This window comes from Paenibacillus sp. FSL P4-0338 (assembly GCF_038002365.1).
Classification (GTDB): Bacteria; Bacillota; Bacilli; order Paenibacillales; family Paenibacillaceae; genus Paenibacillus_AQ.
In genome coordinates, this window is sequence record NZ_JBBOCG010000001.1 from 1119167 (window position 1) to 1145209 (window position 26043).

The following is a 26043-nucleotide window of genomic DNA, read 5'->3' on the forward strand; positions in this document are numbered from 1 at the left end:
TTGTTATGATCACAGGTATGTATCTTGCTCTTCAAGGATACTGTACCAAGCCGTGCGACTGCAAGCCGGACCTAAGGAAGCGAGGGGCTGGTATGCAGTAACAAATGAATATAGTGAACAGTACCGGGCAGCAGTCAGGATATTGTGTTAAAATGAAGCGGACAGTGCAGCCGCATTGAATCTACGAACGACAAGGAGTGTTACCGCTTATGGCACGAACAAGAACGCAGAAGGCGCTGCTTAAGGCAGAGCGCTCAGGCACATGGGTTGCAGAAAGAAACCGCAGACTCAACCAGGATTACGGGGCTATCTCTCAGCATGTCAGAGTTACACCCGGCAAACGCGAGCAACTCCATAAGGTCAAACACAAGGAGCGGATCTTCCATGATGGCGCTCCTTTTGCATGCCTGGGCATAACTGCTTAATGCTTAAACCTGTGCCCTGCTATGAATACGGTACTCCTTGGGCGACATGCCGAACCGGCTGCGGAAAATCCGGTGGAAATAGGTATAGTTCGCAAATCCGCAGGTCTCGGAGACATGCTCCAGCGGCATGGGGCTGAACGTAATCTTTTCCCGGGCCATATCCAGCCGTACATCATTTACATATTTGACAATCGTGGTGCCGAAAGCTTCCTTGAACAGATGAACTGCCCGGGAGACCGAGATATCTACATGTGCAGCCACATCCTCCAGCCGGAAGGCGTAAGAGGCATGCTCTTCAACGTACTGCTTCATCCGGTAAGCCAGATAAGCCTTCGGTGAGATCGCGGGCTGATCAATCATCAGCCGGTCAATTTCCATACATAGAATCTGCAGATAACAAGAGGAGATGTCCGGTGAGGAGTCCGACAAGCGGCGCTGCTCCAGCACAAGCTGGCGGAAGAGGCCGAGAATATGATCGCTCATCGGCAGACGGAGCACCGCCGGACGCTGCTTGCGTCCCCACCATTCTTCAATCCATGGGCCGCTGCAAAAGATATGATAGTCGCCGCTCTCGATCCTCGGCTTGCCGACGGGATAGACTTCCTTGTCGATACTCAGATAGTAGGGGTCATCCGGTGCGAACAGCATGAGATCGCCGCTCTCAACGGTCGTAATGGCTCCGTTCTCCCTGGTGCGGCTGCGGCCTTCGGTCTGGAGCCGCAGCAGATAATACTGTACGCCCTCGCTGCGTGACATATGAAACGGTTTGCGGTGGAAGGAGAATCCGGCGGATAGAATGTGGCAAGCGGCAGATGTGGTCATGAGTCCCTCCTAAGTCTAATAAATGATAAGCAGATTGTTCATGTTTTAATCATATTATTCATTTTATTATATGCGCTTTCATATTACCATGTACCTAAGTGAAAAACATAAAAATGATGTGGAGAAGGCCGTATTGCGGCGCTAATTGCTATATTAACAAACTCTGGAAGCAGTGGATGAAACCAATAGAACGTGACGTTCTCCAATGTTTACAGCCCGTTTGTTCAGGTGATACATTTCGGGGAAGGCAACCGGAAGTGTGGCGGCAGCAAGAACAGGATATCTCCGGATCACATAAGGAGTGGGAATAATAATGCTTAAGGTTGGACTACAGCTGTACACACTAAGAGAAGAACTGGAACAGGATTTCGAGGGGACTATACGTAAGGTAGCCGAGCTGGGCTACAGCGGTGTGGAGTTCTTCCACTATTTCGGCCGTACGGCCGGGCAGGTGAAGGCGCTGCTTGAAGAGACAGGGCTTGTTGCTGTCGGAGCGCACCGCCCGTACGAAGCGATGCTGAATGATACAGAGCAGGAGATCACTTTCAATCTGGAGATCGGCAACCGTAATCTGATCGTGCCTTATCTGTCAGAAGAACAACGGAACTGGCCGGAGGTAGCGGCAGGTCTGCGGACCATCGGCGAGAAGTGCCAGGCTGCCGGTGCTGTTCTGTCTTATCATAATCATGATTTTGAATTCACGGAGAAGGTTGACGGCCAGCCAGCCTTTGATTATCTGTTCGAAGCGGTGCCTGCTGAGCAGCTTCAAGTGGAGATGGATACATGCTGGGTGTATTACGGCGGATATGATCCGGCAGAATATATCCGTAAGTACGCAGGACGCCTGCCGATCATCCACCTCAAGGATCTGAAGAAGAAAGAAGACGGCTCACCGGAGACCGTAGTACTCGGCGAAGGTGAAGTGGATCTGGCTGCGATCATTGAAGCAGCAGCTGCGGCTGGTGTGGAATGGGCAGTGGTAGAGCAGGACTTCTGCAGCCGCTCGCCGCTTGGTAGTGTGGCTGACAGCTTGAACTGGATCAAAACATATGAGAATCAAGGAGGAAGTATTCATGTCTAACAAACTCAAAATTGCTATTATCGGTTGCGGTGGTATCGCAAACGGCAAACATATGCCAAGCCTTGCCCGTCAGGAGGATGCCGAAATGGTGGCATTCTGTGATATCGTGGAAGAACGTGCCCAGGAGGCTGCCAAGACCTACGGCTGCGAAGGCGCTGCTGTATTTACCGATTTCCGGGAGCTGCTGGCAACGGGCGGATTCGATATCGTGCATGTCTGCACGCCGAATGACAGCCACTCCGAGATTACGGTTGCTGCACTGGAAGCCGGCAATCACGTGCTGTGTGAGAAGCCGATGGCCAAGACTACTGCACAGGCCAAGGAAATGCTGGATGCCGCCAAGCGTACAGGCAAGAAATTGTCCATCGCCTATCAGAACCGTTTCCGCGCAGACAGTGAATATCTGAAGGGGCTGTGTGAAGAAGGGGAGCTTGGCGATATCTATTACGGTAAGGCTATTGCGCTTCGCCGCCGCGCGGTTCCAACCTGGGGTGTGTTCCTGGATGAAGAGAAGCAGGGCGGAGGACCGCTGATCGATATCGGTACCCATGCGCTGGATCTGACACTCTGGCTGATGAATAACTACAAACCGCGTATGGTCGTAGGCTCTACTTTCCATAAGCTGGGCCAGAAGAAGAATGCCGCGAATGCCTTCGGTCCTTGGGACCCTGAGCAATTCAAGGTTGAAGATTCCGCCTTCGGCTTCATTACAATGGAGAACGGTGCTACAATTGTACTTGAATCCAGCTGGGCGCTGAACGTATCTGAATTCGGTGAAGCGAAGACCATGCTTGCCGGAACGGAAGGCGGAGCAGATATGAAGGACGGGCTGCGTCTGAACGGCGAACGTGCCGGCCGCCTGTATGAGACCAAGGTGGACCTGTCCTCCGGCGGTGTCGCCTTCTACAGCGGAGCTGCGGAGAATGAAGCAGACCGTGAAGCCCGTCTGTGGCTGGAAGCCGTAAGAGAAGATAAGGACCCGGTGGTTCTGCCGGAGCAGGCCTTCGTAGTTACCCAGATTCTTGAAGCAGTGTATGAATCAGCACGTACCGGACGCGCCGTATATTTCGACGGAAGTTCTGACAACTAAGAGCATCTCCGGGTCACGCGACTATTTAGAGAAACAGGAGTGGAATCCATGAGTTCAATCAAACATACTGTAGCCATCATTGGTTACGGCGGAATGGGGAGCTACCATACCCAATTAATCAAAGAGAGTGACCGGGTGGTAGTAACCGGTGCCTTCGATCTGCTGGAGAACCGGCGCACCTTGGCTGAGGAAGCAGGCTACACCGCGTATTCCAGCTATGAAGAAGTGCTGGCAGATCCGGCTGTGGACATCGTTCTGATCGCTACACCGAATGATGTCCACAAGGACATCGCCCTTCAGGCTTTTCAGGCAGGCAAGCATGTAGTCTGTGAGAAGCCGGTGGCCATGTCCTCGGCTGAATTCATCGAGATGCAGGCTGCTGCGGAGGCGGCCGGACGGGTGCTGATGGTGCACCAGAACAGACGCTGGGATGAGGACTTCCGCGTGATCAGGGAGATGTATGAGCAGGGGACGATTGGATCACTCTTTCAGATTGAATCCCGGGTGCACGGTGCCAACGGAATTCCCGGCGACTGGCGCCATGTGAAGGAGCAAGGCGGCGGGATGCTGCTGGACTGGGGCGTGCATCTGCTGGATCAGCTGTTGTTCATGATTGACAGCAAGGTGAGCAGTGTCAGCAGCAGTCTGAGCTTTGTCCTCGGCAATAACGTGGATGACGGCTTCGATGCAGTGCTGCAGTTCGAGAATGGCATCAGAGCCATCGTGGAGGTAGGGACAACCAACTTCATCACGATGCCAAGATGGTATGTGAAGGGCACCGGGGGAACCGCTATTATTGAAGACTGGTCACTGAGAGGCAGAATTGTAGCCCCCAACCACGAATCGGAAAAGATTGAACCGACACCGATCCGCGCAGGTGTAGGCTTGACCAAGACAATGGCCCCGCCTTCAGAAGGTTCAACAGTCCTTGAAGATCTGCCTGCGGCATTAGAGATGCCCTCCAGCTTCTATGATAATCTGGCCGCTGTCATCGAAGGCACGGCGGAGCCGGTTGTCAAGAATGCCGAGGTGCTTCGTGTGCTGAGACTAATTGAGGCGATCTTCGAAGCTGCAGAGCGTAATGAGACTGTTAAGAATTTCGATATCTACGGAGCTTAAGCAGGCTCCAATACGACCCTAGGAGAGGTGGAATCTGCAAATGAAACTTGGAGTATTTATGGTGTTGTTCGGCGGCCGTAAGCTGGAGGATGCACTGGATTATGTGGTCTCCAAAGGACTTAAGGCTGTTGAGATCGGTACCGGAGGGTATCCCGGGAACAGCCATTGCAATCCCAAGGAGCTGCTGGAGAATGAAGCGGCCCTTCAGGAATTCAAGCAGCAAATTGAATCCCGCGGCTTGATCATCAGCGCGCTAAGCTGCCACGGCAACCCGCTGCACCCACAGAAGGAGCTGGCAGACAAGGATCATGAGGTGTTTGTAGACACCGTGAAGCTTGCACAGAAGCTGGGCGTCAAGGTTGTGAATACCTTCTCCGGCTGTCCGGGCGATCATGAAGGCGCGAAATATCCGAACTGGCCGGTTGCCCCATGGCCGAATGATTACCAGGAGATTCTGGCCTGGCAGTGGGAGAACAAGGTCATTCCTTATTGGACAGAGCAGGCGGCCTTCGCTACTGCACATGATGTGAAGATTGGTCTTGAGCTGCACGGAGGCTTCTCGGTACACACTCCGGCCACTCTGCTGAGATTAAGAAAAGCTGCCGGGGATGCCATTGGGGCGAACCTTGACCCGAGTCATATGTGGTGGCAGGGAATTGATCCGGTACAGGCCATTCATATTCTCGGCCGTGAAGGCGCTATCCATCACTTCCATGCGAAGGATACCGTTATTGATCCGGTGAACGTCAACAAGTATGGCCTGACGGACATGCAGTCTTATGCGAACATGCTGGACCGCGCCTGGCAGTTCCGATCCGTAGGTTACGGACACGATGTCAAGGTCTGGGCAGATATGATGAGCGCACTGCGTCTGGTAGGCTACGACTTTGTAGTCAGTATCGAGCATGAAGACGGCTTGATGTCGATTGAAGAGGGCTTCTCCAAAGCGGTTGACAATCTCAAGCAGGTGCTGATCGAAGAGCCGCTGTCTGAGATGTGGTGGGTCTAACCGGTGGAGAGCTTCACTAAAGTCCAATTGAACGACTGGCAGCTGAGTCTATTGACTGCTGCAGCCTTTGGCACAGATGTACAGATCGTTAGCAGCAGGGAGCTGACCGGTGGATTCTTTAATACGGCCTATGATCTGGAGTTAAGCGATGGCCGCTCGGTCATTCTTAAGGTAGCTCCGGACCCGGAGACAGAGACTCTTAGCTACGAGAAGGATATCATGCGTGCTGAGGTGGAGGCTCTCCGGCTGGTACGTGCTGCTGGCGGTGTGCCTGTGCCGGAAGTGTACAGCTATGACGACAGTCTGCAGCTGGTTCCGTGTCCTTATTTTTTCATGGAGAAGATTGAAGGACAGCCGTATAACGAGGTGAAGGAGAGTCTCACCGAGGAACAACGGTATTCCATTGAATTCGAGCTGGGCCGGTACCAGCGGAGAATCAATGCGATTGAAGGGCCAGCCTTCGGGCTGTTCGGCAAAGAGCCTGACGGGAGCGGACTCACCTGGAGGGAGACCTTCAAGTCTATGCTGCTGAATGTGCTTCAGGATGCGGTCAGACTGGAGGCACGGCTACCGGCTGGTCAGCAGGAAATAGAGCAGGTGGTGGAGCTGTATCTGCCAGCCCTGGATGAAGTGACGCAGCCGCGGCTGGTACACTGGGATCTGTGGGGCGGCAACCTTTTTGTACAGGATGGGGTAATCGTATCGATTATTGACTGGGAGCGGGCGATGTGGGGCGATGTGCTGCTGGAGTATTATTTCCGGCATTTCGAGAGCTCGGCAGCGTTCTATGAAGGGTATGGGTCGGCTTTTGCCAGCCGGAATGAAATTCTGCGCAAGCAGCTATATGACCTGTATCTGGATCTGATCCTAGTGATCGAATGTTACTCACGCCAGTATAAGGATGAGAATCATATTAACTGGGTGCACGATAATCTTGCGGAATCCTGGACACGGTTCACAGCTTTGGTACTATAGCATACTCATAAGGCCGGTTCTCTTTCTGAGATCCGGCCTTAAGGCCTGTTCATCCTCAGTAACTGTTGCGGATGGTAACTACCGGATTGATATCAGCTTCATAGTCAACGCCGCCGGATTCGAAGCCGAACAACTGGAAGAACTCGCGTCTGTAACCGGCCAGATCGGAATATTCGTAGACATTCTCCGTGCGTAGCATGGGCCATATCCGGTCCACTTCTGTCTGCACGGCATGGCTCATCTCATGGTCATCTATCCGGATACGCCCTTGTGTATCTAACGGAGTCCCTTCCGGGTTGTACAGGAAACCGGTATACAGCCGGTAGGCTTGCTCAATGCAGCCTTCGTGCACTCCCTGTTCTTTCATGACCTTGTAGAGGACTGAGATGTATAGCGGAACTACAGGAAGCGCCGAGCTGGACTGGGTCACCAGCCCCTTGCTGACTGCTACATAAGCGCGGCCGCCCGTTCGTGATAATTCTGCATTCAGCTGCAAGGCTGTGGCTTCCAGATGATCTTTAGCCCGGCCAATCGTGCCGTCGCGGTAGATAGCCTGTGTTATCTCTGGACCTACATAGGAGAAGGCGAGGGTAACCGCATCTGCTGCCAGAACGCCGGACTCCCGGAGCGCTTCAATCCATAGCTGCCAGTCCTCCCCGCCCATCACATGAACTGTATCATCTATTTCAGCTTCAATAGCTGGTTCAATCTGTACGGTACTTAGTTCTCCGGTATGGAAATTGACCGTTGTATTGGTATAAGGGTTGACGATGGGCTTCAGCACAGATTGATGAACTTCTCCGGTCTGCGGGTCTGTTCTGCGCGCCGAGGCTACACTGTAGATGACCAGGTCAACCTGTCCAAGCTCGCTGTGGATCAACTCGATGGTCCGTTCTTTCGTCTCAGCGGTAAAAGCGTCCCCGCACACGCTATAAGAGCGCAGGCCCGCTGTGTGGGCCATTTCCTCAAACGCTGCGGAATTATACCAGCCTGCGGAAGCAGTCCGGGTCTCGCTGGCTGTACTCGGCCTATAGACACCTACAGTGGCTGCTCCTGCACCGAAGGCTGCTGCAATTCGTGCGGCAAGCCCATAACCGGTTGAAGCGCCGATAACGAGCACATTGCGGGGACCGGCAAACCTTCCTTGGTTCTTTACATAGGTCACTTGCTCCTGTACCTGCTGTGCACAGCCTGCCGGGTGGGCAGTCGTGCAGATGAACCCGCGGGTTCTCGGTTTTATGATCATTTGAGTAGTTACCTCGCTTTCATCGGTGTTTGGTGGTTGCAGGGATTGCTGAAATAAACATACCAGATGACGACTTTCTTTGGCAAAGGGAGGGATGTAAGGATGATGAGCTTTCTTCAATTACATATTGACCTAACAAGCTTGCTATGGCTGCTGCCTGTCTGCTTTATGTTTCATGATTTTGAAGAAATTCTTACAGTTGAGGCATGGGGAAAGAAGCGCGGACAGTCTGTTACCTCATCAGTTTCCCCCGCTTTGCGAAAGCGTATTGCGCCAATGATGGGCGTAACCACCAGGAATTTTGCTATGGATGTGCTCTTCGTGTATATTCTCATAGTAGGGGTAACCTTCGTTGCGGTATTTTTAGAGTTCTACTGGCCCTACTTAGCAGTCCTCGCTGTGTTTCTGCTGCATGTCTTCACACATTTGGCACAAACTATTGTTCTGAAGCTGTACACCCCGGGTGTAGTGACAGCGGTGCTTATAGCATTTCCGTATTCTTTGTATGCTTTTTACCGCCTGCTGCATGATGGTGTTGTTAGTGAAGCTGACATGGGGTGGTCACTGCTGCTCATGTTGATTCTAACACCGCCGCTTGTATGGGGGTTGATGAAGAAGAGGACAAGGCATAAGCAGAGCCAGGAATGATGATTGTTGACGGTGACGTTTTCAGAAAAATCTTGACGTAAGCCCCTAAAGATAGATAAAATAATAGTATTGCGTGTTTTTTGGAATCACTATCATAACTTGAAAAGAAACAGAGAGGGTGACAGGATGGAGCGCCTTTTAGAGGTAAAAGACCTGGCTATATCATTCAGAACACGCGGAGGAGAAGTTCAAGCAATCCGTGGTGTCAGCTTTCATGTAAATAAAGGGGAGACACTGGCGATTGTTGGCGAATCCGGTTCCGGTAAGAGCGTAACCTCGCAAGCCGTCATGAAGCTGGTTCCTCAGCCTGCGGGCGAATATAAGCGTGGACAGATTCTGTTCGATGGACAAGATCTGATCGGCAAGAATGAGAAGCAGATGCAAAAAATCCGCGGCAAAGAAATCGGAATGATCTTCCAGGATCCGATGACTTCACTCAACCCGATGATGAAGGTTGGCCGGCAGATTACGGAAGTGCTGTTCAAGCACGAGAATATCACGAAGGATGCTGCCTACAAACGTGGTGTTGAATTGCTTAATCTGGTAGGGATTCCGTCACCGGAACGCCGTTTCCAGCAGTATCCGCATGAATTCAGCGGCGGGATGCGCCAACGTGTTGTAATTGCTATGGCACTGGCTGCTAACCCTAAGCTCCTGATTGCCGATGAACCGACAACCGCGCTTGACGTAACTATTCAGGCACAGATCCTTGATCTGATGAAGGACCTGCAGAAGAAGATTGATACAGCGATCATTTTCATCACCCATGACCTTGGGGTTGTGGCGAGAATGGCTGACCGTGTAGCTGTTATGTATGCCGGTCAGATCGTTGAAATGGGTACCGCAGAAGAGATCTTCTACGATCCAAGACATCCGTACACTTGGGGCCTGCTGGCTTCCATGCCAAGTCTGGAGAGCAAAGGCTCGATGCTTACAGCTATCCCGGGCACACCTCCCGACCTGATTAAGCCACCTAAGGGAGATGCCTTTGCCCTGCGCAGCACGTATGCAATGGCAATCGACATGGAGAAGGAACCGCCAATGTACAAGGTATCGGACTCCCACCTTGTGAAGTCCTGGCTGATGCATCCGATGGCACCAGCGGTAGAGCCGCCGGATGTCGTGAAGAAGCAGCGTCGAGTGTTGAGCAATGCTTATCCAGAGCCAGTACTTGTCGGCAATAGCAGCGATTACTAAGTTTAAATGATTAGATTAGCGTCAGGCCTTCATGGGCCTGGCGTTTTTTTTGTGGTTATGGGAGATTATGTTTCATATAAGTATGAAACAAAACTAACTAATATAAATAAAAGTATTGACTAAATCTTATTTGGGCAGCAAAATGTAAGGGTATACATAGGGAGGTAATGATGAGATGAGAAAAAGATCCTTAACGGCATTGATATCCTTATCTCTGCTGTCGGCATGCAGTGGAGGGAATCCGGAAGGGCCGCCGGAGTTCGGGAATGTATCTGTACACGATCCCTCTGTGATTAAGGTGGAGGATACGTATTACGTGTTCGGTTCGCATCTGGCCTCGGCCAAATCCAAGGACCTGATGTCGTGGACGCAGATTTCTTCCGGCGTGACGGATGATAACGTACTGATACCGAATGTAACGGAGGAGCTTAGCGAGACGCTTAGCTGGGCCCAGTCGGATACGCTGTGGGCACCGGATGTCATTCAATTGGCCGACGGCAAGTTCTACATGTATTACGATGCCTGTAAGGGGGATTCTCCGCTGTCCGCGCTTGGCATTGCTGTAGCCGATGAGATAGAAGGTCCTTACAAGAATAAAGGCATTATTCTGAAGTCGGGAATGTCCGGCATCGGGGATGATGGAGAGGTCTACGATTCCACGGAGAAGCCGAATGTGGTGGACCCTGATGTGTTTTGGGATAAGGAAGGCAAGCTGTGGATGGTCTACGGCTCCTACTCCGGTGGTATCTTCATCTTGGAGCTTGACCCGGCTACGGGCTTCCCGCTGGAGGGCCAGGGCTACGGCAAGAAGCTGCTAGGAGGGAATCATGCGCGGATTGAAGGGCCGTATATGCTATACAGCCCGGAGACCGGCTATTACTACCTGTTCCTCTCCTACGGCGGGCTTGATGCGAATGGCGGTTATAATATCCGTGTCGCCCGTTCCAAGCATCCGGCTGGCCCGTTCGAGGACTCGGAAGGCAAGGCTATGCTGGACGCGCAAGGGACGCCTGGGGTATTGTTCGATGATCCGGCCTACGCACCTTACGGCGTGAAGCTGATGGGGAATCATGAATTTGTGAATACAGCTGAAGAAGCCGCCGGATCAGGTACAGGCTATGTCTCCCCGGGACATAATTCGGCGTACTATGATGAGAAGAGCGGGCAGTATTATCTGATCTTCCACACGCGGTTCCCAGGTCTCGGGGAGCAGCATGAGGTTCGGGTTCACCAGATGTTCATGAATGAAGCAGGCTGGCCAGTTGTCGCACCCCACCGTTACGGCGGCGAGAAGATAGGCAATTACACGGCCAAGGAGGTAACGGGTGCCTACAAGCTGGTGAACCACGGCAAGGAGATTACGGCTGAGCTGGCGGAGTCGCAGTTGGTGGAGCTGAACACAGACGGCACGATAAGCGGGGCAGTAACAGGTACATGGGCCTTGAGCAATGATCATATGGCGAAGCTGACCATAGAGGGTGTAGAGTATAGCGGGGTGTTCCTGCGGGAATGGAATGAAGCGGCCTCAAGCGAGGTAATGACCTTCACGGTACTTTCAGCGGAAGGCGTTGCAGTCTGGGGAAGCCATGTGTCACCGGAGAAAAAGTAACCTGATCCTGCGGGCATTCAAGTCATAGCCGACATCATACACTTAACCATTACAAACAGCGGGTCTCCCTTTAGAATGGGCGATCCGCTGTTTGCTGTTCATAGGCATTAGCTGCGATTACGCTTCATACTTGCGCAGAACGATTACAGCATTGTGGCCGCCGAAGCCAAAGGAATTGGAAATCCCTATCTTCAGGTCCGCTTGACGGGCTACGTTAGGGACATAATCCAGATCGCAGGATTCGTCCGGCTGCTCCAGATTAATTGTTGGCGGGATCAGCCCTTCCTGCAGGCTAAGCAGCAGGGCAATGGCTTCCAGACCACCGGCTGCGCCAAGGGCATGACCGGTCATCGATTTGTTCGCCGTGACCGGAATCCGGTAGGCCTGCTCGCCGAATAGCTTCTTAATCGCCAGGGTCTCCGAAAGGTCTCCGACCATCGTGCTGGTCGCGTGTGCGCTAATGACATCTACCTCCCCGGGACTGATGCCAGCCTCGCTGAGTGCCAGCTTCATTGCCTGGTAGGCTCCTATCCCCTCAGGATGAGTAGCTACCATATGATAAGCATCCGAGCTGGCGCCATATCCGGTGACCTCGCCATAGATGACGGCATCTCTGCGCAGGGCATGGGAGAGGGACTCCAGGATGACAATAGCCCCGCCCTCCGCGATGACAAACCCGTCCCTGTTCCGGTCAAAAGGCCGGCTGGCCCCCTGCGGGTCCCCGTTCCGGGTAGACAAGGCGGTCGCATTGCCGAAGCTGGCCAGGGCAATCTCGGTCACCGCCGCTTCCGCACCTCCGGCGATGATCACATCGGCCCCGCCGTAACGGATCAGGCGGAAGGCTTCGCCAATAGCCGTATTCCCGATGGAACAGGCGGTCACCGGCGAGAGTGTCGGCCCCTGTGCCCCGAGCTTGATGCTGATCATCGCTGCCGCCATGTTGGAGATCAGCATCGGGATCAGGGTAGGGCTTACCCGCTCCGGTCCCCGGGACCGCAGCAGCTCACCCTGGTCCATTAACGTCTGGATACCGCCTACGCCGGAGCCTACATAGACGCCCAGCCGTTCCCTGTCCAGCTCCTCCAGCCGGAGACCGGAGTGCGCCCAGGCCTCCTCTGCAGCGGCAAGCGCGAACTGGCTGAACCGGTCCATCCGCCGGGCTTCCTTGCGGCCGAATCTGGCATCCGGGTCGAAGGCCTGCACCGAGCCGGCAATCTTGGTTTTGAAATGGGTGGTATCAAAAGAATCAATCAGCGTAATTCCCGATTCTCCTGCCGTAAGGCGGCTCCAAAACTGCTCCACAGTATTGCCAAGCGGGGAGATGACACCCATTCCTGTAATTACGACACGTTCCATCTGCTATTCCTCCTGTTATTCTGAATAAGCTTATTTTTTCATGTTGCTTATCCTATTACAAGTTGTAGTTTATACTAGTATAATTACTACTACACTAACAGGCAGACGAACTGTATGACAGGAGGAAGCATGATGTCCAATCAGAACAGGCTTCAAGCATTATCGGAATTCCTGAAAGCAAGACGCGCGGCCATTACCCCGGCATCAGCGGGGCTCCCGGAGGGCACCAGGAGGCGGACGCCCGGGCTCCGGCGCGAGGAAGTGGCGCAGCTCTCCGGAGTAAGCAGCACCTGGTATACCTGGCTGGAGCAGGGGCGTGATATTAAGGTATCTCCATCCGTTCTTGATTGTATTGCCGCAGCACTTCAGCTGACGAAGGATGAGCGGAGTTACTTGTTCGCTCTGGCGCTGGAGAACGGACCGGGAGTAGCAGACTATACCCAAGAAGAGCCTTCGGTGATTCATCCGTCCCTGCAGAAGATATTGCAGGAGCTGAAGACCTGCCCGACCATCATCTCGGACCGGCACTGCGGCATTGTCGGCTGGAATGAGGCAGCGGCGCATGTGTTTCTTGATTTCGCCAAGCTGGCTCCGCAGCAGCGCAATATGATCTCACTGCTGTTCGAGCGCAAGGAGTTCAGGCGGCTGGCGGTGAATTGGGAGCAGTTCGTCCGGGGTTACTTATCGATCTTCCGAGCCTATTACGGGCAATACCTGGAGGACCGCTGGTACGATGAATTCATCGCGGAGATGAAGGAACGGCATCCGGAATTCTATCATTTATGGGAAGAGAGCCGGGTCAGCTCCGCGCCGGATGTTGTACTGGAATTCCGGCATGCCAAAGCCGGCAAAATGCTGTTCCATCTCACCTCCCTCCAAGTGCAAGGTACAGCGGATCTGCGCTGCAGCATCTACACGCCAGCGGGTGAATCAGGTACAGAAGCCAAGCTGAAGCAGCTTATGGAGCTTAAGTGAGGTAGGTGATAGATTTTCCTTATGGTTTCATAAAAAACTATAAATATGCAATATAGATTTTGCAGTTTATACTCCTAATATGATGAATTTCTTCCTGCGGGAGGGACCGGAAAAGGGGTAAAGATATAATGGCTAAAGTTACGGGATTAGAAGGCATAGTTGCCGGAGAGACAGCAATTGGATTAGTAGATGGAGAGAAAGGGTATCTGGTGTACCGCGGATATTGGGCGAAGGAGCTTGCGGTGGGCAAAAGCTATGAAGAAGTCGCTTATTTGCTCTGGAACGGACACCTGCCTGATGCGGAGGAGCTGGCGCAGCTCAAGGCGCAAATGGCAGTGGAGAGGGCGATTCCTGAATATCTCTGCAAGATGCTTGATCTGTATCCGGCTTCTGTCCCGCTGATGCTGGTATTACAAAGTGCAGTGGCTGCGCTTGGGGATGAGGAGAACGCTACCTGGCCGCCCACACTGAAGCAGGCCGTGCGGCTGACGGCAATGCTTCCGGCGATCATAGCTTACAGGTACCGCAGTCTTCAGGGCTTGGCGCCGCTGAAATCGCTTCCTGAGCTTGGCCATGCTGCGAATTATCTATATCTGCTCACAGGCAAGCTGCCGGAGGAGGCTCATGTGCGGGCGATCAACGCCTATATGATCCTCTGCATGGAGCATGGCATGAATGCCTCTACCTTCGCCGGGCGGGTGGTGCTGTCCACGGAATCGGATCTGTGTGCGGCTGTAGCCGGATCAATCGGGGCCATGAAGGGTCCGCTGCATGGCGGCGCGCCGTATGAAGTGATATCGATGCTGGAGGAGATCGGGACGAAGGAACGCGCGGAGCCTTGGCTGAGAGGGAAGCTTGAGGCCGGGGAGAAGCTGATGGGCTTCGGGCACCGGATCTACAAGACTAAGGACCCGCGGGCTGAAGCGCTGCAGATTGCGACGCTTACGATGATTGGCAAGGACGCCTACTTTGATCTTGCGCTTCATGTGGAGGCTACAGCGGTTGCGCTGCTGGAGGAATACAAGCCGGGCCGCCGCCTGTTCACCAATGTTGAGTTCTATGCTGCGGCTATTTTGAAGGCGCTGAAGCTGGCGCCGGAGATCTTCACGCCTACATTCACGGCGGGAAGAATTGTCGGCTGGACGGCCCATTTACTGGAGCAGTCAGCCCATAACCGGATTTTCCGGCCACAATCTACTTATATCGGACCTATGCCAGAATCAGAGACAGTATGATAGCAACTGCTTCTCTATTGAACATGCAAAAGCACCCCCGGCCGTCTACCAGCCGGAGATGCTTAACAAGGGAATGTTAATGAGAGAGTATGAGGGGGATACTCTTACATTAGATTAGAAATCAGAGGTTGCCACTTCGATTGTGCCGAAGACTGCACCGGCAGCTGTGCTCAGAAGTCCTGCGACCAGCAGGGCATGAACGGATAAAGTGAGACTGTTAAATGCAGGGATCAAATAAGTGACCACTGGAGCGTTGACGCGGTAAATAACGAGATCCACAGGAAACCCGGAATTGTTGTTTACCGTCACAGCCGCGTTGATGCCACCTGCCAGATTTTCATAGTAAGATTTACCTACAGAAGCGGGCAGATTGAAGAATTGTTGCGGTAATAAGATAGCCATTGTAATGTCCTCCTTTTCCTTGTGATAGGATAGTATATTCGGCAAAACTATGATTGCTGTAACGTATGCCATGGGAGATTCACACATTTCAATAGGATACCTTCAGGTTCATAGAGACCCCGAATCTATGGTACACTGGATGTAATCTAGTGACTGGTAAGGGGAAATGACAACGATGAAGCTGGTGTCCTGGAATGTGAACGGTCTGAGAGCTTGTGTGAATAAAGGGTTTAACGAGTATTTCCGGGAGGTTGACGCAGATATCTTCTGTGTACAGGAGACGAAGCTCCAGGAGGGGCAGATTGTTCTGGATCATGGGGAGGAATATGCCGGGTACTGGAACTATGCACTCAAAAAAGGATATTCGGGTACGGCTGTATTTACCAGAATCAAGCCGCTATCCGTACGATATGGACTGGAGCAGGAGACGGAGGATGAGGGGCGGATTATCACCCTGGAATTCATGGATTTCTATCTAGTGAATGTGTATACGCCGAATGCCAAGCGCGATCTGTCGAGGCTGGACTACCGGATGGAGTGGGAGGACCGGTTCCGTGCCTATTTGCTGAAGCTGGATGAGCATAAACCGGTTGTCGTGTGCGGGGATCTGAATGTGGCGCATCAGGAGATTGACCTGAAGAATGCGAGATCGAACCGGGGGAATTCAGGCTTCACCGACGAAGAACGCGGCAAAATGACCACGCTGCTCGCAGCCGGCTTCGTGGATACCTTCAGATGGTTCTATCCTGAGCTGGAGGGTGCCTACAGCTGGTGGTCCTACATGCCTAAGGTTAGAGAGAAGAACGTGGGCTGGCGGATCGATTATTTTCTCGCTTCAGAGCGCTTAACCCCGCGTCTGCTGGACGCCGGAATTGAATGTAATGTTCTTGGCAGCGATCATTGCCCGGTGGTCCTCCATCTGGCGGATGCGGCGGAAGCATAGACAGAGTGTATAGCTATGATATAAAAAGAGGCTGTATCCCGGAGTTCGGGATACGGCCTCTTTCAGTTGTAACGCGGTTGAGGGGCGGTTTGCCCGGTTATTCTGACGAGGTGCCTGGCTCCAGCACCGGCGGCCGCCGGTGCTTCGTGGCTTGTTCGTAACTATAAGCAATCCCTAGCAGCATAGTTTCACTATGGGCTGAAGCACAGAAGGTGATACCCTGCGGTCCCTTGGTAAGATAGCCGCCTGGTGCAACAATACCCGAGTAGGTGTACCCGGCAGGAACTGTAATCAGCGGATAACCCGCTCTCGCCGCTACTTCACATCCGTGATCTCCAGGGAACAGGAGCGCATCCAGACCGTAATGCTCCAGGGCATAATCGATTCCCTGACTACCGGCTAGTGAACGGGAAGAATGCAGCTGCTCCAGATATTCCTGCTCTGTAATATCATCCCCGGAGGTGTTCAGCCATTCCAGTGTTCCCTGGCCGTATTTCAGTGCCTGTTCGCTATGCTGCTGATTGAAATCTATCAGCTCCTGCAGGGAATGCACAGGAGCGGATTCCGGCAGGCTTCCCAGATAGCGGTTCAATCCAGGCTTGAATTCATATTGCAGAATCGTAGCCTTCCATTCCGCATCCTGACAGGGGAGCTCTACGGGGTCAATAATTTCTGCCCCCAGCTCTCTCAGGACCAATATGGCAGATTCCATAATCTTAAGAGCTTCACTATCCAGATCTTTATAATAGAATCGCGGAATTCCGATTCGCGTGTTTCTTACCGCATCCGGCTCCAGACCTGTCGAATAATCCAGTATAACAGAGGAAGAAGAGTCAGCATTCCCGGCCAATACATTAAGCAGGAGTGCAGCGTCTTTGACCGTTCTGGCCATTGGACCGGCGCTGTCCTGGCTGCCGATTCCCGGTATAATGCCCTGGTTGCTGACCAGTCCCCAGGTAGGCTTAAGGCCGACCAGGGAGTTATGGGCCGCCGGACTGATGATGGAGCCGGAGGTCTCCGTACCTACGGCGACGGTGACAAGGTTAGCGGCAACTGCCGCCGCACTTCCCGAACTTGATCCGCCAATGAACAGCTCCCCCGGGCCGTAAGGGCCCAGTACAAGACCACCGCGCGAGCTGTATCCGGCCCACATCGCCGGCGACATGAAGTTGGCCCATTCGGTCATATTGGCTTTGCCCAGTATCACTGCCCCGGCTGTCCTTAGCCGAGTGATAAGCTCAGCATCTTCTGCTGCTATGCACTCTGCAAGCGCCAAGGCTCCTGCACTGGTGTGCAGCTGATCTGCTGTACTGATGTTATCTTTGACCAGGACTGGAATGCCGTGCATCGGTCCCCTGCTACCCTGATCCCTTCGTTCCTGATCGAGCCTTGCAGCAATCGCAAGAGCCTCTGGATTCACCTCCAATACGGAGCGGAGGAGACCATCTAACCGGTTGATTCTTTCCAAATACCAGCCTGCCAGCATCTCGGAGGTTAGGCTTCCTTGTGCCATTTGCTCCTGAATGCTGGTGATGTCTGCTTCTATTAACCAATCATGCTCATCTGGCGCAGATGAGATAAGGGTGGAATCGTTCTTATACATTAGAGTGTTGCACCTCTATTCATTGTTTACTGTCTTATTTAGGGTCTCGCTTGCCGCTGCCTGATGCCGTTTCGGCCATGTGATTACATTGTGGGTTCTGCTAATCTCTTCATAGATGAGCGGACGCTCACGCTTAATCAACCGCAGCACCAGATGGATGAAGAAGGCCAAATCAGCCAATAGGATGACTATTTTCACTACAGTAGCCAGCGCTGTGCCGATAGAGATGAAGAAGGAGGAGTCAGGCATAAGGGAATTCATTCCGCCTAAGACGCCATAGAGTAATCCATATCGTGCCCATACCCTCCAGGGTCTGGCTAGGCCGCCGTCTTCACTCCTTAGCCGGATACGTACAACCCATTTGCCGAAGGTGCGTCCGCCTGTGAACAGAGGAATGCTCAGGAAATACACCATACTAACTGCCCACCACGAAATACTCAGAGAGAGCAAATTAAGAAGGATGGTTACCGCGAGCAGCAGGATAGAATCCAGCAGGAAAGCAAGGGCGCGGCGGGTGTAGGTCACTTTTTTGGCGGAAAGGTCCTCTTGGCTGTCAAGCTTCTCAATCCTCGGCAGCAGGCCGGAGATCCATAGGGATATCTTGAAGCCCACAATGCCGCCCAGCGTATTCGTGATCATGTCATCGACATCGAAGATCCGGTAAGGATGATCGAAGAAGCCGTAAATGCCGGTAATCTGTGTAATCTCGAACAACAGCGACAGCGCAAAGGACAGGATAATGCACACCACCCAGCGCGTGCGGAAGTAGTAGCCCAGGAACATACCGAAGGGTACGGTCAGTAGAACATTGAAGGCTGCCAGCAGAAAATCCGCTCCGGTCAGCACATTAAGGTAGCTGGAAGGGTCGCTGCGCGTAATTGGCGTATTGTGCAGAATATCCTGGATGAACTGTAGCGGTACAAGCTGGATCATACTCCCGGAGGGGGCTGCATTGTGCCTGGAATCAGGCAAGGGCAGAAGGACCAGGAAGAACGCATTAAGCAGGTACAGCAGCAGCAGATACAGCATCAAGGCCCGGATTTTATTGATATAGCCGTGCCGGCGGTATTGCACAATCAGGAACGGTAAGGTGAAGAATAGCGCCGCAACCGGAAAGGCCATGAATGCGTAGGAAATCGGGAATAGATAAGTCTGGAACATGGGTTCACCTGCTGTCTGGTTTTTGAAAATACAAGAAGTTATAACTTGTCACATCGACTCCATTATAGAATTAAACATAAACCGTCTCAACAGAATTAATCATTCTAACCGTTCTTTCCTGCATAGACATGTTAGGAGAGGAGCGTGAGCACTGTATGGAAAAGAAGGTTCAACAGTATTATAAGCTCAAGGTGAAGCAGAAGGAGCTGGAAAAGGAGCTGGCCGGACTCCGGCAGGAGATCCTTGCCCACGTTAATGAAGCGGGGCAGACCGAAGCGGTGTTCGGCAGCTACAAGGTCAAGCTGGTCACGCAGAACCGCAAGGAATATGATGACGACAAGCTCTATCAGACCCTGTCCGACCCCGAGCTGTGGAGGCTCCTCTCCCGGGCTGATCCGGCCAAGGTGGCCAGCCTGACGAAGCTGAAAGTGATTGCGGAAGAGAAAATCGCCCATACGTTTGATGTGAAGACCATTCAGTTGCTGCAGGTGGATAAGCAGTAGAGGAAGCGCTGCCGGAAGCGGGAGAAGTTACGCCATGCTCAGCTTCCGGTTGTACATAGATCATAGAGTACGTGCCATCTTCCCGGTCTTCCGCTATACTTATACAGAGACAGAGAAGATATGGAGGAAGAGATGAAATGAAGGATTTTGAGCAGATGCTGGAGAAATACGCAGAGCTGGTAGTCAAGGTCGGTGTGAATGTGCAGCCGGGACAAGTGCTGATGGTTCACGCCCCGCTGGAGACAGCGGAGCTTACCCGGCTGATTGTAGGCAAGGCTTATGACGCTGGAGCGAAATACGTGCTTGTGGACTGGGACGATGAAGCGGTCACACGCATCCGTTACGAGAAGGCTCCTGAGGAATCGTTCGGGTATTATCCGCAGTGGCATGCCGATATGCTGGAGGGATTCGCTGAAGAAGGCGGAGCTATATTACATATAAAAGTGCCGGATCCGGAATTATTCCGCGGGATCGATTCGGCCAAGGTCTCCACTGCCGTTAAAGCGGCTGCGGTTGCGCGCAAGAAGTACCAGGCCTACACCCGGAACAGCAGAATCAGCTGGTCGCTGATTAAGGCGCCGACACGTGCCTGGGCGGACAAGGTGTTCGCCGATCTGCAGGAGGAAGAGCGGATCGATGCGATGTGGGAAGCAGTCTTCCAGATGAACCGTGTGAACAGCGAAGACCCAGTGGCTGCCTGGCGTACTCATATCGGCGAGTTGAAGCAGAGCCAGGACCGTATGAACGAGAGGCGCTACAAAAGCCTGCACTACCGTGCCCCTGGAACGGATCTGCGTGTCGAGCTGCCGGAAGGCCATCTGTGGCGCGGCGGCGGCGGGGAGAATGCGAGTGGCGTTTATTTTGTAGCCAATATGCCTACAGAAGAGATCTACACGATGCCCCACCGCACCGGTGTGAATGGCACCGTCAAGAGTACGCTTCCGCTGAACCTGAACGGGCGGCTCGTCGACGGAATCACACTTACCTTCACAGACGGCAAGGTTACCGCCTATGACGCTGAATCCGGCCGTGAGCATCTGACCTCCCTGCTGGATACGGATGAAGGCGCCTCCTATCTCGGAGAAGTGGCCTTGGTGCCGTATGATTCACCGATCTCCCGGCTGAACAGAGTTTTCTACAACACTGGAATTGACGAGAATGCTTCCTGTCATTTCGCGCTGGGCAGCGCCTATCCGGTGAATATTGAAGGGGGCACCTCCATGACCAGCGAGGAACTGCTATCCAGAGGGGCCAACGTCAGCCTCACACATGTTGATTTCATGGTAGGCTCCGATGCGCTAGATATTGACGGAGAACTGGCTGACGGCACGATTGAGCCGGTGTTCCGTAAGGGGAATTGGGTACTCTAGGTGTAACCTATCTAGAAGTGAAATAATCTCCAGAACAAAATCGTCCTAACCGGATGAATAAGAATACCTTTACACGAGCACAACGTATGCTGTTTTTCACATATTGAGGCCGTGTGCCTGTTTGTGAACACAACATATGCTGTTTTTCACATACAATGAAGCCTGTGCTCGCCAGCACACCTTCTCCTCAGCAGCAAGAAGCTATAGCTTCCGATATTAAGAAAGGCCGCATCATTCCCGGCAGCGGGGATTGCGGCTTTTCTGTTGTTCGTGGAAGATATAAAATAATTGCCGCAGACTAAAACTGTTTGCATAACCTCTCCGTCTAATTCATGTAAAAGGGATGGAGAGGAGAGGGAGAGATGACGATGTCCGGGGCAGAGATGAAGCGGGTAACTGCCGCCGTGCCGCTTGAGGAGACGGATTGGGTCAAAGCGGTGATGGAGCATAGCGACCAGCTATACCATATTGCTTACAGTTATCTGGGCAACCGCAATGACGCACTGGAAGCGCTCCAGGAGACCACCTGCCGGGCCTGGATGAAACGGCGAACCCTGAAGGACCCCAGCGCGTTCAAAACCTGGCTGATCCGTATATTAATCTATGTCTGCATAGACGAGCAGCGCAGAAGAAAAAGGGCAGTCCCTACAGCGGCAGAGAATATGCAGGAGCCGGTTATGCGGACCAGTACGGATGCCATGGAAATGCAGTGGGCGCTCTCGCAGGTGAAGGTGAAATACCGCCATGTGCTGCTGCTCAAATATTATAATGATCTGACCCTGGCCGAGATCGCAGTCCTGCTGGGCAAGCCGGAAGGAACCGTCAAAACCTGGCAGCACAAAGGCCTGAAGCAGCTTAGGGAAATTATGAAGAACCGGGGTGAATGGAATGAACATTAGCAGAGTAGAGCAGGCGATGTTGTCCGATGCGACACGTATCCGTGAGGAGGTAAGGGGGGACTGTGGGGGGAATGAGGTCAGAGCGGCGGTTCAGGCAGGGATCGAGCGCGGACGCCGGAAAAGCTGGCAGGGCAGACTCCGCCAAGTCTCCTTCCTCGGAATAGCCGCAGCCGCAATTGCTGCAGTGATTCTGTTCTTCATCCCGGTCATTCATAATGCAGTACCCCGTGCTGCCGGACCTGCCGGAGAAGTGAATTGGGGCGGGCTGGAGATGTTCAAGCGGCTCTATTCCTTTGATTCAGAAGCGCCTACGCTGGATACGGCTATCCGGCACGGCTACATTCAGGAGATTGATAAAAGTGCAGCCAGCGGGAATTTCCGGATTACTTTGAATGCTGTAACGGCGGATGAGAACACAATCATCTTTTTGTATACAGCCAATGTCGCGGAAGGCCAGGAGATCTATAGTGTTAACAGTGCGATAATTAAGAATCTGTCAACCGGATATGATCTGGAGAACGGGGGCGGGGTTGGTGCCCATGCTAAAAACAATGGCTATGATGATAAGCGTATCTACTACGGAAGAGGTACCATCTACCTGGACCGGAGCAAGCCGTTCCCGGAGAAACTGGAAGCTAATTTCCAGATCTCCTCTATGGACAAGGGGAAAATGAAAGATCTGACGAAAGGTGTAAATGTAGCCGATGTGTATTATTCCCCGAGACTTAAGATCAGCTTCAAGCTGGATCCGAAATTCAAACAGCAACAGACAGTCATTGTCCAGCCGCAGGAAGACTTCATACTGGAGGGCGTTCAAGTGACGCTGGAGCAGGTTGAGCTCTCCCCGTTGATGATCCGTACTGTATTCAAAATCAAGAAGGAGACTGAGATTACGTGGCAGGACCGTCAAAAGGTATTTGGCGCTATACACGGGAATGAAATTCAGTCGAAAACCGGGTACGGAACGACCAAGATATGGTCACCCACAGGCACTGCAACCGATGAAGGCTATGAACGGATCTTCGGAAGCAATCTGCTCGATAAGCCAGAATCGATGAATATGATTATGAAGACAGGGACCGGCAAGAATACCAGAGACATTAACTTGCGCATTCTGCCGTGAACCCTTGTACGCGAAAAAGGCTGACTGTTGGTATATCCGGCGGGTCAGCCTTTTTGCGCTGCGGTCAGAGTGGTTCTCATCCCCCATTATGGAACCTGAAGGCAAGCTTATGGCCGTCAAAAGTCTCCCCGCTGCGCTCCGAATATTGGCCCTGCGTGTAGCGGGAGACCGTCTTGCGCCAAAAGCTCTGGCCGGTGATATTCTTCGCAGCCGGGTTGGTGAACAGCTCCCATTCGCCCCGGAATTGTTCAAACACCAGCACCGCCGCCTGTTCCGCGATTCCCGTCCCTCTGAAGGGCTGCAGCAGAAAGTAGTCGCTCACGAAATAATCGACGCCCTGCGCACAATATGGAGGGGTAGCAATCCGTGCGAAGCCTGCCGGCATCGAATGAGCTTGAATCAGAAAAGAGTACAGAATGCCCGGCTTGTCCCACCAAATATTCTGCACCTCATACTGATCTGCCAGCGTGCGGTATTCGTCCGTGTCCTCAAAGATGCCATGCCGGTTAGGCAGATGCCCCTCCACAAGTCCGTAATGACCTGAAAGATCATGCAGATAGAGCGGTAACATATTTTTGATAATATAGGCTTCATCCGGCCCGGTTAGCTTGATTGATATATTCATTGCCAGCCTGCTTTCTGTAATCATCTATAACGCTTACTCCCACTGTATACCGGAAATGAAGTCTCTTCATAGGCAAGTCTCTGTTATAAACTGAACTTTATCTATTCACATCTTAAAAAAGCCGGAACTTCCGATATCGGAAATTCCGGCTTATTCTCTCTGTATATTACTTCGCGGAGACCAGTGCTAAGTAGCTAACCGGACCAGTGGACAGCTTGATTTTGGTTTTGCCGTCATTGCTGTACCGGTATAGACAGTCGTTATCCAGACCGTTGATATAATACAAGCCGGGAATATTGTCTGTAATTACAGAGTAATCGGATTCTACACCGCTCAATTTAGTCAAGGATAAATCGGCATTCAGCAAGTAAGCATCGGCTGCGGTGAACAATACGGTGGTAAGCGCCGATCCGTTTCTAACCGTTCGGATATCTTGAATATTCGACAACGGCAGCGGCTTGGAGGAGATAATTTTGCCGTTAGCCAGCGTGCTGATGTAGGCTTTGCCTTTGGAATCTGCATAGACCAGCTTATTCGTGGCAATCTCGCTGATGCTGATCACACTGTTCTGGCTTAGCTGCAGGATCTTCCCGTTCTTATCCATCAGGAAGCCTTTGCCGGTATTATAGTCCAGCTCATCGCCGGTGGCGTCTACTTTAATGCCTTTGTTGAACAGAAAATAATGGTCGGACCAGGTACCGGCAATAGCGGCGTTGGATTCCAACGGATTATTGGGATTGGCTGCTTTGGGAGCTCCACCGCTTAGGGGGAGGGTATAGAGCAACATGGAGTTCAAAGAATACTCGGTTTCGGTGGGCTTGTTGTCAATCATAAGGTTAATAGTTGTAGCGTATGGATGATAAAATTTGCTCTTCTGTATAGCTCCACTGGCAATCCACTGAATGACCCCGCTCCCGTCGCGGGACCTCGAAGCAACCCAGGTAGTGTTGTTCTTCAGTGCATTATAGTAGATCCGCCCGCTTAAGACGTCGAAGGTCCGGAAATTCACATCGGCATTGTCTGCTATCAGGGTAAGCTGTGAATCATCGTCAGCGTCGGCCAAGGTACGGTAGATGTGGCCTGTATCATCAAGGAAGTACAGATAGGGACCGTCGAACAGGTAAAAGAGGATGTTCCGGTCCCCGAGGAAGTTAGTAATTAAAGCATCAGGATCGCTGAGGGACAGACGCTGTATCCCCATAGCGCCATCATAGTAAAAATACAGATATTTGCCGGTCGAGTCTAATCCGTTGCCGTCATAGTTCTCTGCGATCTTCTGTGTCTCACTTCCATCTGTCGTTACACGATATAGAACATCGTTAGAGACATAGTACACATATGATTTCGTAGAAGCAGCCGCTGCTGCCGTGTGTGACTGTCTGCCTCCCCCAACTGTACCGAGTGACGCCAGTAGCAGTACAAGCAGAAGGACGCCTGTTTTTCTGGATAGTAAGTGTAAAGCCTTCATAGTAATTCTCTCCTTCAGCCAATGTGATAAACATACGAACAAATACTGTTCTAATAAGATATCGGAGGAATCGGCAGTTTCAAATATACAGCTTAAGCCCTAAAAGGCTTGCACGAAAGAGAAAATGAACCGTTGCACTGGGACTCATGGTCCGGGTGCATCAATGCGATAAGCAATAGATCAGGATGGCTTGCTGAACATAGATCAGACTTTTCTTGAACCCGAATCCGGCAAAATAAGGCGAAGCAATCACCTCTTCACTGACCTCCTCATTGCGGAAGAAGGGAGGACAGGGGTTCAGGAGCGCCCCGGGTCTTGTCTGCTTCATCCGGTCCAGTGTAATCTGATAAGTGCTGATATACTCCGGGGTCAGGAAATCCTTAGGCAATGAATCGGTAAGAATCACATCGCTCTCCGGTAACACGCTGTCCAGGCTCGTATGAAAGGTATAGCCCGGGTGATTGCCGCTGGCCATCTCATGACCTGGCGTGCATACATGATGGAACGAGAGATTCAGGGCTTGCGCCGCCTCCAGCCAAGTTCTTGATATATTGCCGGGCGGTCCAACGAAGGTGTAGGACAACTCCTGGTAGTTGTCCCGGAGGCTGCGCAGAGCATACAGGTCAGCCAGAATCTCACAGGGGTGATTACGTGCAGTCATCGCATTAATAACGGGAACAGAGGCGTAGGCTGACAACTCCTCCAGTTTGCAAAGGTCAGGTGTTCTGGCAATGATGCCATCCCCCCAGTTCTCCAGGTAGCGGACGATATCGCCCGGCCCTTCTTTCTTGTCGAGCGTCTCCGGCGGAAAGGTAATGCAGGCCCCGCCCAGGTCACGGATGCCTTTCTCGAAGCTGACCCGTGTCCGCAGACTGGTCTCCGGGAAGAAGAGAATCATCGTTTTACCTTCGAGCAGCGGTTCTGATTTTCGGAGACGAAGCCGGTCGGTTAATTCAAAGATATCCAGAATCTGCTCTGAAGTAAGCTGGTTGATATTCAAAAAATGCATCGGTGTATCCCCCGGTAGATGAGAAATCAGCAATAAATGCCGGTTGAATAAATATACAATAATCAGGAATAGTATACAACCCATTTAATGTTAAAAAGTATATTCTACCGGCAGTTGAATCAGAGGGTATGCAGCTATTCAACCAGCAAT

General features: G+C 52.4%; 25 protein-coding genes. 16 read left to right on the forward strand and 9 right to left on the reverse strand.

Features of this window, described 5'->3' with window-relative positions; translation table 11 throughout:
• Window positions 1-209 precede the first annotated feature (209 nt).
• Window positions 210-425, forward strand: coding sequence for a hypothetical protein (locus MKZ07_RS04850; RefSeq protein ID WP_036694378.1), 216 nt, complete (start codon window positions 210-212; stop codon window positions 423-425).
• Window positions 426-428: 3 nt separating this feature from the next.
• On the opposite strand, the gene MKZ07_RS04855 is transcribed toward MKZ07_RS04850, so the two are convergent.
• Window positions 429-1247 (reverse strand): helix-turn-helix domain-containing protein, encoded by an 819-nt coding sequence (locus MKZ07_RS04855; protein ID WP_036694376.1) that lies wholly within the window; start codon window positions 1245-1247, stop codon window positions 429-431.
• 313 nt (window positions 1248-1560) lie between these two features.
• Between MKZ07_RS04855 and MKZ07_RS04860 the strand changes: the two genes are divergently transcribed.
• The 5 genes from MKZ07_RS04860 to MKZ07_RS04880 are packed head-to-tail and all read left to right on the forward strand — an operon-like array spanning window position 1561 to window position 6521.
• Window positions 1561-2328, forward strand: a complete 768-nt coding sequence (locus tag MKZ07_RS04860) for a sugar phosphate isomerase/epimerase family protein (RefSeq protein ID WP_036694374.1) — start codon at window positions 1561-1563, stop codon at window positions 2326-2328.
• Window positions 2321-3418, forward strand: a complete 1098-nt coding sequence (locus tag MKZ07_RS04865) for a Gfo/Idh/MocA family protein (RefSeq protein ID WP_036694372.1) — start codon at window positions 2321-2323, stop codon at window positions 3416-3418. The genes MKZ07_RS04860 and MKZ07_RS04865 overlap by 8 nt, the downstream gene beginning before the upstream one ends.
• Window positions 3419-3466: 48 nt before the next feature.
• Window positions 3467-4537: a Gfo/Idh/MocA family protein gene (locus MKZ07_RS04870; protein WP_036694370.1), complete on the forward strand. Its 1071-nt coding sequence runs from the start codon at window positions 3467-3469 to the stop codon at window positions 4535-4537.
• A 40-nt stretch (window positions 4538-4577) separates the two neighbouring features.
• Window positions 4578-5546: a sugar phosphate isomerase/epimerase family protein gene (locus MKZ07_RS04875; protein ID WP_036694368.1), complete on the forward strand. Its 969-nt coding sequence runs from the start codon at window positions 4578-4580 to the stop codon at window positions 5544-5546.
• Between the two features lie 3 nt (window positions 5547-5549).
• Window positions 5550-6521 (forward strand): phosphotransferase family protein, encoded by a 972-nt coding sequence (locus tag MKZ07_RS04880; protein ID WP_051493394.1) that lies wholly within the window; start codon window positions 5550-5552, stop codon window positions 6519-6521.
• Between the two features lie 55 nt (window positions 6522-6576).
• Here MKZ07_RS04880 and fabV read toward each other — a convergent pair whose 3' ends face one another.
• The gene (fabV, locus tag MKZ07_RS04885) at window positions 6577-7767 is read right to left on the reverse strand and encodes an enoyl-ACP reductase FabV (protein ID WP_036694367.1); all 1191 of its coding nucleotides are present in this window, start codon (window positions 7765-7767) and stop codon (window positions 6577-6579) included.
• Between the two features lie 102 nt (window positions 7768-7869).
• Here fabV and MKZ07_RS04890 point away from each other — a divergent pair, with 102 nt between their 5' ends.
• The 3 genes from MKZ07_RS04890 (at window position 7870) to MKZ07_RS04900 (ending at window position 11221) form a co-directional block, all read left to right on the forward strand.
• A complete protein-coding gene (locus MKZ07_RS04890; RefSeq protein ID WP_036694366.1) occupies window positions 7870-8415 on the forward strand; it encodes an HXXEE domain-containing protein in 546 nt (181 codons plus the stop codon).
• Between the two features lie 126 nt (window positions 8416-8541).
• The gene (locus MKZ07_RS04895) at window positions 8542-9612 is read left to right on the forward strand and encodes an ABC transporter ATP-binding protein (RefSeq protein ID WP_076154073.1); all 1071 of its coding nucleotides are present in this window, start codon (window positions 8542-8544) and stop codon (window positions 9610-9612) included.
• Window positions 9613-9787: 175 nt separating this feature from the next.
• A complete protein-coding gene (locus MKZ07_RS04900) occupies window positions 9788-11221 on the forward strand; it encodes a glycoside hydrolase family 43 protein (RefSeq protein WP_341024823.1) in 1434 nt (477 codons plus the stop codon).
• Window positions 11222-11338: 117 nt separating this feature from the next.
• Here the strand turns inward: MKZ07_RS04900 and fabF are convergent, their stop codons facing one another.
• Window positions 11339-12577, reverse strand: coding sequence for a beta-ketoacyl-ACP synthase II (gene fabF, locus MKZ07_RS04905; protein WP_341024825.1), 1239 nt, complete (start codon window positions 12575-12577; stop codon window positions 11339-11341).
• 132 nt (window positions 12578-12709) lie between these two features.
• On the opposite strand from fabF, the gene MKZ07_RS04910 reads away from it, so the two are divergent.
• Entirely contained in the window at window positions 12710-13552 is an 843-nt protein-coding gene (locus MKZ07_RS04910; protein WP_076154070.1) for a helix-turn-helix transcriptional regulator, read from the forward strand.
• A 128-nt stretch (window positions 13553-13680) separates the two neighbouring features.
• Window positions 13681-14787: a citrate synthase/methylcitrate synthase gene (locus tag MKZ07_RS04915; RefSeq protein WP_076154069.1), complete on the forward strand. Its 1107-nt coding sequence runs from the start codon at window positions 13681-13683 to the stop codon at window positions 14785-14787.
• Window positions 14788-14901: 114 nt separating this feature from the next.
• Here the strand turns inward: MKZ07_RS04915 and MKZ07_RS04920 are convergent, their stop codons facing one another.
• Window positions 14902-15189: a hypothetical protein gene (locus MKZ07_RS04920; protein ID WP_036694360.1), complete on the reverse strand. Its 288-nt coding sequence runs from the start codon at window positions 15187-15189 to the stop codon at window positions 14902-14904.
• 175 nt (window positions 15190-15364) lie between these two features.
• Here MKZ07_RS04920 and MKZ07_RS04925 point away from each other — a divergent pair, with 175 nt between their 5' ends.
• Window positions 15365-16132, forward strand: a complete 768-nt coding sequence (locus MKZ07_RS04925; RefSeq protein WP_036694359.1) for an exodeoxyribonuclease III — start codon at window positions 15365-15367, stop codon at window positions 16130-16132.
• Between the two features lie 97 nt (window positions 16133-16229).
• Here MKZ07_RS04925 and MKZ07_RS04930 read toward each other — a convergent pair whose 3' ends face one another.
• Both MKZ07_RS04930 and MKZ07_RS04935 read right to left on the reverse strand, forming a co-directional pair.
• Window positions 16230-17735: an amidase family protein gene (locus tag MKZ07_RS04930; RefSeq protein WP_036694357.1), complete on the reverse strand. Its 1506-nt coding sequence runs from the start codon at window positions 17733-17735 to the stop codon at window positions 16230-16232.
• A gap of 15 nt (window positions 17736-17750) precedes the next feature.
• Window positions 17751-18896: a VanZ family protein gene (locus MKZ07_RS04935; protein ID WP_036694355.1), complete on the reverse strand. Its 1146-nt coding sequence runs from the start codon at window positions 18894-18896 to the stop codon at window positions 17751-17753.
• 155 nt (window positions 18897-19051) lie between these two features.
• Here MKZ07_RS04935 and MKZ07_RS04940 point away from each other — a divergent pair, with 155 nt between their 5' ends.
• From MKZ07_RS04940 to MKZ07_RS04955, 4 genes are all read left to right on the forward strand, one after another.
• Complete coding sequence (locus MKZ07_RS04940; RefSeq protein ID WP_036694354.1) at window positions 19052-19399, forward strand: hypothetical protein; 348 nt, start codon at window positions 19052-19054, stop codon at window positions 19397-19399.
• Window positions 19400-19536: 137 nt separating this feature from the next.
• A complete protein-coding gene (locus tag MKZ07_RS04945; protein ID WP_036694352.1) occupies window positions 19537-20769 on the forward strand; it encodes an aminopeptidase in 1233 nt (410 codons plus the stop codon).
• 362 nt (window positions 20770-21131) lie between these two features.
• A complete protein-coding gene (locus MKZ07_RS04950; RefSeq protein ID WP_051493393.1) occupies window positions 21132-21668 on the forward strand; it encodes a sigma-70 family RNA polymerase sigma factor in 537 nt (178 codons plus the stop codon).
• Entirely contained in the window at window positions 21658-22791 is a 1134-nt protein-coding gene (locus MKZ07_RS04955) for a DUF4179 domain-containing protein (RefSeq protein WP_036694351.1), read from the forward strand. Before MKZ07_RS04950 ends, MKZ07_RS04955 begins: the two co-directional genes overlap by 11 nt.
• A gap of 76 nt (window positions 22792-22867) precedes the next feature.
• Here MKZ07_RS04955 and MKZ07_RS04960 read toward each other — a convergent pair whose 3' ends face one another.
• The 3 genes from MKZ07_RS04960 to MKZ07_RS04970 all read right to left on the reverse strand — a co-directional run bounded on the left by MKZ07_RS04960 (window position 22868) and on the right by MKZ07_RS04970 (window position 25893).
• The gene (locus MKZ07_RS04960; RefSeq protein ID WP_036694559.1) at window positions 22868-23416 is read right to left on the reverse strand and encodes a hypothetical protein; all 549 of its coding nucleotides are present in this window, start codon (window positions 23414-23416) and stop codon (window positions 22868-22870) included.
• A 166-nt stretch (window positions 23417-23582) separates the two neighbouring features.
• Window positions 23583-24884 (reverse strand): DUF5050 domain-containing protein, encoded by a 1302-nt coding sequence (locus tag MKZ07_RS04965; RefSeq protein ID WP_036694350.1) that lies wholly within the window; start codon window positions 24882-24884, stop codon window positions 23583-23585.
• 160 nt (window positions 24885-25044) lie between these two features.
• Window positions 25045-25893 carry an ornithine carbamoyltransferase gene (locus MKZ07_RS04970; RefSeq protein ID WP_051493392.1) on the reverse strand — a complete coding sequence of 283 codons (849 nt, stop codon included), beginning with the start codon at window positions 25891-25893 and terminating at the stop codon, window positions 25045-25047.
• Between the last annotated feature and the right edge of the window lie 150 nt (window positions 25894-26043).

Coding starts and splice junctions, on each gene's coding strand:
- MKZ07_RS04935 (WP_036694355.1), bottom strand. CDS start 18,896: ATGTTCCAGACTTATCTATTCCCGATTTCCTACGCATTCATGGCCTTT.
- MKZ07_RS04855 (WP_036694376.1), bottom strand. CDS start 1,247: ATGACCACATCTGCCGCTTGCCACATTCTATCCGCCGGATTCTCCTTC.
- MKZ07_RS04920 (WP_036694360.1), bottom strand. CDS start 15,189: ATGGCTATCTTATTACCGCAACAATTCTTCAATCTGCCCGCTTCTGTA.
- MKZ07_RS04875 (WP_036694368.1), top strand. CDS start 4,578: ATGAAACTTGGAGTATTTATGGTGTTGTTCGGCGGCCGTAAGCTGGAG.
- MKZ07_RS04900 (WP_341024823.1), top strand. CDS start 9,788: ATGAGAAAAAGATCCTTAACGGCATTGATATCCTTATCTCTGCTGTCG.
- MKZ07_RS04860 (WP_036694374.1), top strand. CDS start 1,561: ATGCTTAAGGTTGGACTACAGCTGTACACACTAAGAGAAGAACTGGAA.
- MKZ07_RS04915 (WP_076154069.1), top strand. CDS start 13,681: ATGGCTAAAGTTACGGGATTAGAAGGCATAGTTGCCGGAGAGACAGCA.
- MKZ07_RS04865 (WP_036694372.1), top strand. CDS start 2,321: ATGTCTAACAAACTCAAAATTGCTATTATCGGTTGCGGTGGTATCGCA.
- MKZ07_RS04910 (WP_076154070.1), top strand. CDS start 12,710: ATGTCCAATCAGAACAGGCTTCAAGCATTATCGGAATTCCTGAAAGCA.
- MKZ07_RS04890 (WP_036694366.1), top strand. CDS start 7,870: ATGATGAGCTTTCTTCAATTACATATTGACCTAACAAGCTTGCTATGG.
- MKZ07_RS04950 (WP_051493393.1), top strand. CDS start 21,132: ATGACGATGTCCGGGGCAGAGATGAAGCGGGTAACTGCCGCCGTGCCG.
- MKZ07_RS04850 (WP_036694378.1), top strand. CDS start 210: ATGGCACGAACAAGAACGCAGAAGGCGCTGCTTAAGGCAGAGCGCTCA.
- MKZ07_RS04940 (WP_036694354.1), top strand. CDS start 19,052: ATGGAAAAGAAGGTTCAACAGTATTATAAGCTCAAGGTGAAGCAGAAG.
- MKZ07_RS04930 (WP_036694357.1), bottom strand. CDS start 17,735: ATGTATAAGAACGATTCCACCCTTATCTCATCTGCGCCAGATGAGCAT.
- MKZ07_RS04895 (WP_076154073.1), top strand. CDS start 8,542: ATGGAGCGCCTTTTAGAGGTAAAAGACCTGGCTATATCATTCAGAACA.
- MKZ07_RS04955 (WP_036694351.1), top strand. CDS start 21,658: ATGAACATTAGCAGAGTAGAGCAGGCGATGTTGTCCGATGCGACACGT.
- MKZ07_RS04925 (WP_036694359.1), top strand. CDS start 15,365: ATGAAGCTGGTGTCCTGGAATGTGAACGGTCTGAGAGCTTGTGTGAAT.
- MKZ07_RS04870 (WP_036694370.1), top strand. CDS start 3,467: ATGAGTTCAATCAAACATACTGTAGCCATCATTGGTTACGGCGGAATG.
- fabF (WP_341024825.1), bottom strand. CDS start 12,577: ATGGAACGTGTCGTAATTACAGGAATGGGTGTCATCTCCCCGCTTGGC.
- MKZ07_RS04970 (WP_051493392.1), bottom strand. CDS start 25,893: ATGCATTTTTTGAATATCAACCAGCTTACTTCAGAGCAGATTCTGGAT.
- MKZ07_RS04945 (WP_036694352.1), top strand. CDS start 19,537: ATGAAGGATTTTGAGCAGATGCTGGAGAAATACGCAGAGCTGGTAGTC.
- fabV (WP_036694367.1), bottom strand. CDS start 7,767: ATGATCATAAAACCGAGAACCCGCGGGTTCATCTGCACGACTGCCCAC.
- MKZ07_RS04960 (WP_036694559.1), bottom strand. CDS start 23,416: ATGAATATATCAATCAAGCTAACCGGGCCGGATGAAGCCTATATTATC.
- MKZ07_RS04965 (WP_036694350.1), bottom strand. CDS start 24,884: ATGAAGGCTTTACACTTACTATCCAGAAAAACAGGCGTCCTTCTGCTT.